The organism is Bradyrhizobium sp. Leo114 (assembly GCF_055229415.2).
Genome location: NZ_JBUYEN020000019.1, coordinates 169,351 through 177,265 on the forward strand (window position 1 = coordinate 169,351; position 7,915 = coordinate 177,265).

Consider the following 7,915-nt stretch of genomic DNA (forward strand, 5'->3'; position numbering starts at 1 on the left):
TGGCAAAGTGGCGAAATTCCTGCCGCGCTGCAAGTTCTATCGTTCGGGTGCTTCACGGACCCGGCGTAGAACCATGACACGAATCACTCTGTCCCGAATTTTCGGAGACATCGCATTTCCAGGTACCCTCGACCCCAAGTGGGCGCTGCTATCGGCCAATTCGTTCATTGCGGCGATGCTCGCAATTTATCTGGCGTTTCGTCTCGGCCTACAGAGACCCTACTGGGCAATGCTCACCGTCTATCTTACTGCCCAACCACTCGCCGGCGCGGTCCGTTCACGGGCCGTTTACCGTCTGCTCGGCGCCTGCGCCGCCGTGGCGCTTGTTCCGATCTTGGTCGATCAGCCGACCTTGATGACCGTTGCCATCACGGGCTGGGCAGCGTTCTGTCTGTACGTCTCCCTTCAAGACCGGACTCCCCGCAGTTACGCCTTCATGCTGGCGGGATACACGGCGACGACCGTCGCGTTCTCAAGCGTAGCTGCTCCTCATTTGGTTTTCGACGTCGCCTTGGCGCGCGTCGAGGAAATCGCGCTCGGGATCTGCTGTGCAACAGTCGTCCATACGCTGCTGTTTCCGAGCGATGTCACAGGCGCCCTGACCAAGGCAATCGATGCTGCGGTTCGTGATGCATTTGCTTGGACGGCGGATGTCTTGCTGGATCACACTCCAACGCAAGGAAACTCCGCGCGCTGGCGGTTGGCCGCTGACATCACCCACTTCGAAGTGCTATCAACCCACCTCAGCTACGACACAGCCGCGACAAAGCCGGAGCTGTGGGCGATTCGTGCCTTGCAGGACAAGCTCGCGCTCGTGCTACCCATGCTCACGGCGATCGAAGATAGGCTCGCTGCGCTCGGCGCGCGACGCACGCCGGAATTGGATCAACTTCTCTCGCAACTCGGCGAATGGGCGCGCGATCCAATTGAATCGCGGCTGAGCGCGACCGAGTTGCTCCGCCGATGCGCGGAATTTGACGCTGCACTGCCCGCCGCGCAAGACGAATGGGACAGGCTTCTCGCATCCAGCATGATCGCCAAGTCGGCGGCATTAATCGAAGCACTGGCTGCAACTCACGAACTGTCCGCGATCATCCATGGCTCGCAAGTTACTTCCAACCCGACAACGGCATCTCGCCCGAAAGTCCGCCGCGCCAAGAGAACTCTCCATCGTGACCAGGGGCTCGCTGCCTTGTCCGTCGTCGCCCTTTTCGCGGCCGTGCTTGGCTGCAGCGCCGTTTGGATCGCAACCGCCTGGCCGGAAGGTGGCATCGCCGCGCAGATAGCCACGATCGCCGCAGCGCTCTACAGCAGCCTCGACGATCCCGCTCCGACCCTGATGTCCTATACGATCTGGACAGTGGCGTCGCTGCCGATCGCGGCCATCTACCTGTTTCTGATCTTTCCAGCGATCGACGGATTTCCAATGTTAGCAGCCGCGCTGGCTCCGCCGTTCCTCATCATCGGTTATCTGCAGGCCAATCCGCGTCACATCCTCAAAGCGTTGGCCCTCGGCCTCGGTCTGATCGGGGCGCTTGATCTTCAAAACAGGTTCTCGGCCGACTTCGCTTCGTTCGCCAACACCAATGCCGCCTCACTCATCGGCCTCATTGCCGCCTTCCTGGCCGTCCGCACATTCCGCTCGGTGACCGCAAAGCACGCTGCGAGGCGCCTAATCCGGCACGGATGGGTCGACCTGGCGATCCTCGCCGGCGCCCGCCGACCGATGAGCCGAGAGCGGTGGGTGGGCGTGATGCTCGACCGTCTCGGCCTGGTCATTCCAAGATTGGCGCTATCCGGCGCGGATGTAGAGGCAGAAGCCGGCCGCTCGCTGGCCGCGCTGCAGATGGGCCTGGACTTGCTCGACTTAAAGTCGAGCGTGGTGAGCGTTAACGGCCAGCGGAGCACGACTCTCGGGGATCTCCCCGCCAAGCTGTCGCACGCCTTCCGATGGTTTGCGTCGGGGGACAGCGAGCTTCGTCCAACCGAGGCAAAGGCGCTGCTCGCGGCGATCGATGTGGAGCTGCGCCAGCATTGCAAATCGGACGCCGCAATCCAACGAACACGGCTGCCCGCATTAGTCGGCCTACGTCGCGTGCTCTTCCCGAATGCGCCAGCTCCAACTTTTGATGAAGTTGCGCAATGAACGAAGAGATCAACGTCGCAGGTGTGTTCGTGCCGACCTTTGTCGTCGCCTGCGTCTTCGCGCTCGGGCTCGGGATCACTTTGTCCGCGGTGCTCAAGAGATTCGTTTCGTCAGGGATCAAGAGCTTCGCGTGGCACCCGGCGTTATTCGAATTCGCGATCTTCGCGATCCTCGTCGATATATCCTACACTTTCTTGGGGAAGTTGCTGCCATGACCGGGAGAGGCTCGATTCTGCCGCGCATCTTTGTCACCACGTTGGTTCTCACCATTGCGGCACCGGTCGCCATCGGCATGTGGGACCACTACGAAGAAGCTCCCTGGACGCGGGACGGACACGTCAGGGCCGACGTTGTCGTGGTCGCTCCGGACGTTTCCGGCCTGGTCGAGGAAGTTCTGATCAAAGATAATCAGGCGGTTCGCAAAGGGGACGTTTTACTTCGATTGGATCCGGAGCGATTTCGTCTGGCGGTCCGACAGGCAGAGGCTGTGGTGGCAAGCCGGGAAGCCGCCCTCGAGAGAGCCGCGAGCGATCGCACCCGCTATGAAAGGCTGAGCGATGGGGTCATCTCTCAACAGCAGCGCGAGACGGTCCGCGCCGCAGACCTTCAGGCCAAGGCTGCCTATAATCAGGCCCTAGCGGATTTGGATGTCGCACGTCTCAATCTGACCCGATCTGAGATCCGCGCCCCAGTAAATGGTCACGTGACGAACTTCGATTTGCGTCCAGGTTCCTACCTTCCGGCGGGTCGAGGCATCACGGCTTTGATCGAGACCGACACGGTGCGCGTCGAAGGCTACTTTGAGGAGACGAAACTCGCACGCATCCATGTAGGCGACGCTGCCGATGTCAGGTTGATGGGCGGTTCGATCCTGAGAGGAACAGTTGATAGCATTGCCCGCGGAATCGAAGATCGTGAACGAAGTTCGGGTGCGAGCATGCTTGCCAATATCAATCCGACCTTCTCATGGGTCAGGCTCGCTCAGCGCATTCCCGTCCGGATCAAGCTCGACGCGAATGACAATGCGGATGAATTGATCGTCGGGCGAACCGTCACCGTTCAGATCGACAGCGACACCGGTCTCAATCCAGTGGTCACGTCAATGCTCGGGTCGGGTATCTCGCGCCTTTTGCGGGTGTTCGATCGGGAAGACGGTCTCGGGCGATCAGCAACGCGCAAGCTTTGAACGAACCTACTGGCGCAATCGTACAAAGTCGTACCCCAGCGTGGAAGGCGCAGCATGGCGCGCCACTCAGAATAAAACTGCGACCTCTTATGTAATTAGATTGCGGTATAGTGCTCTTAGGCGCCCCGCGGGAATATTCATATGCAGGTCGGCCATGCAACTCGATACCCGCTATCGTGCGTATCGCACCGTGCCTTTGCCTGCGGGTGATGTTGGAGGACTCCCCTTCGAAGCTGCGCGCTCTCAAATATCGAAAACAACCCCATGCAAAGGTGCAGGCGGCAGCTAGCGCTGGAATAGCAACTTGACACGTCGGGCAAATCAGGGGCATTCCTTGATCATTCCGCAATCTTGTAACGCCCGTCGGTCCGCGAGTAGCGGGCGCGTCGGTTGCGACCTGCGGTCCAGGAATCCTCACCCGCATCCTCACCCACAATTGAAATTGCACCGGCTCCGCGCGGCGAACGATGGCCTCGCGCGTCGCCGAACCGCGCGCGCTTGCTGCGCGGGTGCCAGGGAGTTTCGACATGAACACCGCCCCAAGCCTCGCTACGCCAACGGCGATCGCAGCAACCGACCCCACCAAAGCTGCCGCAGCCCCGCGGATAAGGCTCTCATCACACGGATTCTCCATCGAGCATCCCGATCCGGAGCTCGGCGAACAGCTCATGGCGAACGCGCTGGGAGCAACCGATCGCGAAGCGATGGATGGCATCCTCCGGCAATTGGTCAGGGCCAGCGTGAGCGGCGGGCGCCCCGACGAGGTCAACCTGTCCTTCATGATTTCAATGATGAAGAGCCTTCGCCCAAGGGATTCCGTCGAGGCCATGCTGGTGGCGCAGATGGTTTCGGTTCATGTGATGGCGATGCGATGTGCCCATCACCTTGCCAGTGCCGACGACCTCGCCCAGCACGACAGCGCCGCGCGCGCATTGGGCCGGCTCGCCCGCACGTTTCCCGCCCAGATCGAGGCGCTGAGCCGCTACCTGAGCCGTGGCGAGCCCGCCATCACCGTGCAGAACGTGAAGGTGGAGGACGGCGGCAAGGCCATCGTCGGCAACGTCACGCAGCATGCGAGCGTGATCGTTTCGGACAAGAACCGGGCCTCCGCGGCGAAGGTGCCGAAGGCCTCGGGCGCCAAGCGAGGACAAGCTTCCGTTGATGCCAAGCGGGACGCACAGGCATGAGCGATCACATCAGAAATACCGGCCCGATGCTGGCGAGCCCACGTTGTGGCGCCAAAACCCGTTGCGGCAGCGCGTGCCGCTCGCCGGCGGTGCACGGCAAAAAGCGCTGCCGCATGCACGGCGGCGCACAGGGATCCGGCGCGCCAAAGGCAAACCAGAACGCGCGCAAGCACGGCCTGTTCACCAGGGACGCGATCGCCGAGCGAAGGCAGATTCGGGCGGTGCTGGGTGAGGCGCGGAAGCTGCTGGAGGGGATGAAGTGAGTGGTTTCACAAATGTCGGGGGCCGTAAGCGTTGTCACCTCAAAAAGTTTCGGCCGCTTCATCCTCAAAAGAGCCTGTTCGCGTTTCGATAGCAGGTGAAAGTTCGCCAAAATTGGTTTTCGACGCCTTTAAGAACACGCGTCAGGCGATCACCATCGAACAAAGAACGCTTCAGGCAGTACGGAGGCGCCCTAGAAAGGAATATCATCATCGCCCATGTCACTTCGGGCAGCTTGCTGAACAATAGATCGATTGGCCAATTGAACTTTGCTGCTGATGTTCTCGACGATGAATCGCGCTCGCTGGTATAGCTCATCGAAGGTAAGAATTTCTGGTGCACGCAGATTGCGCCGGAAGAGTTCGAAGCACGCCACCTTGTCGTCATTTGATAACAGCTGCCCCAAATTTCCGATAATCAGGTAACTGCGGGGCTCAACTGAATAAATTATTCTTCCCGTATCGTTACCGTCATCATCCTTTGAGCAGTCGCGAAATCGATTCCTAGTGAACTCAAATACTGTCTTTTGAATTTGCGTAACGGCATTCGACAACTCGTCGGAGACGCCCCAGACACCGGCGCGATAACTGTCTTCGCGAAGAAGGTCGGTATCGTTCCTCTTGATTTCTAATAGAACGTATTGGCTGACTTCAGCGTTAGTTGCCATCAGACCATCAGCGCGCTTGCCCGCGCGGTCAAAAGCGGAGCCGGTGGTTTGGCTCTCTAGCTTTCCACCTACCTTGTTTAAGAATACGTAGTTCAAGCCATGCCCAAAAATCCAAGGGTTGGCCTCAAAAAAAAGCTGCCACTTCGGTTCAGATACCTCTCGCCGCAGATTGGACTCAAACTCGGCAAGCGCCGAACGCTTCGCCGCCACCGCATAGATGTCTTCGTGCAAATCCGGATTTGCAGCAAGCTCTCGAACCAAGGCTGCTCCCTTGGTGCTGGACAGTAGGGTACCTAGTGCGGCGACGTGAATACTATCGTCGAGGAGTACGCGCGTTTTCCTTGCATCGCGAAGGTCGAGGCTTGAAATGATCGACAAGAATTCTCTTATCTGTGTAAGTTGAAAGTCATTGACGTGAACCTCACCATCTTTCCGCCAACCATAGGTCTTGTGGAACTTCATCTTCGTAATTTTGAGGGTGCCGAAGTCCACCCGGTCCTTAACATAGAAAGCAGAGACCGCGATTTTACACCGCGTCGTGACATCTATCTCGCCGAAGACAACCTCGCTGTCACCGACGAGCGTGGCATACGCACCTTTTCCGTTCCGTGCTGGGACGGTATACAGCGCGTTGGGCTTATAGTTTGCGAGATATTCAAGATCGTCGTCGGTCATGTCGCGCCCCACAAAATGCTACGGCGGTTTGTAGTGCTTTAAAATGGCCTCGATCCGACCTAGAAACTTATTGAAGGCCGAGAAGTCGATCTTATTTGCATTTGGTCGAACGACCTTTTCGGCAAACACAATCTTTCCGTACTCCTTGGTCGGATCGATCTTTTTTGCGGGATTGAAGATTTTCCCATCAACAACGGTTTTCAGCACACTAGGCTTAAATAGGTCTTCAATCCGGGAAGTGCCATGAATCCCTGATTCCGGAGTCTTAACAAGGAACAGGTTATTGACGATGTGATAGAAGTCAGCGGTGGACGTACGAGAGACCTTTGTTTTGGTCACATTGTAAATTGCCGCAAATATGTCGTCCGCTCCGTCATCATTGTCGATTACGAGTATGACTGGGTGCGCTAGAGGCTTACTTCGAAAGTATTTCAAAACACTTGCGTAGTCCTTGATTAGAAGTTGCATGCCCCCCGAGCCGCCGCCCAGCTTTAGAAGGTTATCTGCAATATCAGTGTGATTGAAAAAGCCGACATTGCGCACCTCACCAGCCGCTGTTGTCGTGACGAGTGACGGAAAGCTCGCAGCCAGGCTGCGCAGAGCTAGTTTAAGATAGATGACGTCGGTTTTCCCCTCACATATCAGTAGCGGCTTAGTCAGTTGGACGAAGTGTTTGTAGAACAAAAACCTTCGATAAAGTTTCCGAACACCTCTGTCCCTCTTATCGTTCTGAATATCAACCTTTCGGCTGTAAGCGACTTCGTGCTTAACCCGAAAGCAATGATTCAGTTGACCTTCAACAACGGGAAGCGCGGACACTGGCGCACTGCCTTGTTGAAAGTACAGTCCGGTCTTGAACAGTTCGTAGCACATCGAGCGGACCCTGCGATAATAGCCCGCTTGAATGTTCACCTTCTGATTGACCGTAAGGCCCGTTACGGTTTGACGACTCCCCCGCAGCTGCATTCGTGTTTTTAATGGATTGACCTTAAAGCCTACATCCGTGATCACATCCGAAAGTGGCTTGCCAAGTTCCCAATCAGACGGCGAAGTCTGAAGAGCAAGTGACGTGGGGAAAACCTTCACGTTTGTGGAAAATGTAAGATCATCCGCATAGCGCGTATATGTACAATTGTTCTTCTTCGCGAGACGAACCAAGCGAACGTCTAGCAGGTGCGCGACCAAGTCCGAAATTATTGGTGAGGTCGGAGCCCCCTGCGGCAGCGAGTTGGCATGGCAGGCGATCTGAGCGATGACAGTCGCCACATCCTTATGCAGTTTGAAGTCGTTATTCTTTATGAAATAGCCGCGCACTCGCCCGAAGTTGATCGAAGGGAAAAAGTCCTCCAAATCCAAGTTCAGAACATATCGGCGTCTGATGTGTGGATTTGCATTCGTAATTATTGATTGCCCTTTCCGAAAGCCATGCGACAACGGCTTCAGATTGCTAGCTTCGTCAATCTCTTTCCGGCACTTGGTAAGCAACGTCACAAGGTGCTGTTGAAGAGTTTTCAACTTGGGCGACGGAGCATTTATCAGGCGGACGCCGCCGGATTTCTTCGGGACAGAGAAGCTAGTGTACTTGGATGTTGCCGGGGCGTGATGAATGAGAAAAGACAGCGCACTAGGCTTGTAGCCAATTAGTTTGGCCAAATCGCTTAGCGATGGGTCGTGTCCCCGGTGATGGTGTAGCTCGGTAGAGCAAAGCCGCCCGTACGCGCGCCCTCACATAGCGCGTAGCGGGCGGGCGGCTTTGCGGTGGTCACCGGCGATTCGCCGGTAGGATCGGGTTG

Annotated in this window: 7 protein-coding genes; 5 read left to right on the forward strand and 2 right to left on the reverse strand. The window is 57.1% G+C overall.

From position 1 onward, the window contains the following. The first annotated feature begins 7 nt into the window (after positions 1-7). The 5 genes from ACZIRK_RS23730 to ACZIRK_RS23750 all read left to right on the forward strand — a co-directional run bounded on the left by ACZIRK_RS23730 (position 8) and on the right by ACZIRK_RS23750 (position 4,782). Entirely contained in the window at positions 8-2,146 is a 2,139-nt protein-coding gene (locus tag ACZIRK_RS23730; RefSeq protein ID WP_474418532.1) for an FUSC family protein, read from the forward strand. Next, a complete protein-coding gene (locus ACZIRK_RS23735; protein WP_130223049.1) occupies positions 2,143-2,361 on the forward strand; it encodes a DUF1656 domain-containing protein in 219 nt (72 codons plus the stop codon). The genes ACZIRK_RS23730 and ACZIRK_RS23735 overlap by 4 nt, the downstream gene beginning before the upstream one ends. After that, entirely contained in the window at positions 2,358-3,332 is a 975-nt protein-coding gene (locus tag ACZIRK_RS23740) for an efflux RND transporter periplasmic adaptor subunit (protein ID WP_130223051.1), read from the forward strand. The genes ACZIRK_RS23735 and ACZIRK_RS23740 overlap by 4 nt, the downstream gene beginning before the upstream one ends. A 527-nt stretch (positions 3,333-3,859) precedes the next feature. Next, positions 3,860-4,519: a hypothetical protein gene (locus ACZIRK_RS23745; protein WP_130223053.1), complete on the forward strand. Its 660-nt coding sequence runs from the start codon at positions 3,860-3,862 to the stop codon at positions 4,517-4,519. Beyond that, on the forward strand, positions 4,516-4,782 hold the full coding sequence (locus ACZIRK_RS23750) for an HGGxSTG domain-containing protein (RefSeq protein ID WP_463328189.1): 267 nt from the start codon (positions 4,516-4,518) through the stop codon (positions 4,780-4,782). The genes ACZIRK_RS23745 and ACZIRK_RS23750 overlap by 4 nt, the downstream gene beginning before the upstream one ends. Positions 4,783-4,973: 191 nt before the next feature. Here the strand turns inward: ACZIRK_RS23750 and ACZIRK_RS23755 are convergent, their stop codons facing one another. Both ACZIRK_RS23755 and ACZIRK_RS23760 read right to left on the reverse strand, forming a co-directional pair. Further along, positions 4,974-6,122, reverse strand: coding sequence for a Shedu immune nuclease family protein (locus ACZIRK_RS23755; protein WP_130223077.1), 1,149 nt, complete (start codon positions 6,120-6,122; stop codon positions 4,974-4,976). A gap of 18 nt (positions 6,123-6,140) precedes the next feature. Continuing rightward, entirely contained in the window at positions 6,141-7,775 is a 1,635-nt protein-coding gene (locus tag ACZIRK_RS23760) for a retron Ec67 family RNA-directed DNA polymerase/endonuclease (protein WP_463328190.1), read from the reverse strand. Between the last annotated feature and the right edge of the window lie 140 nt (positions 7,776-7,915).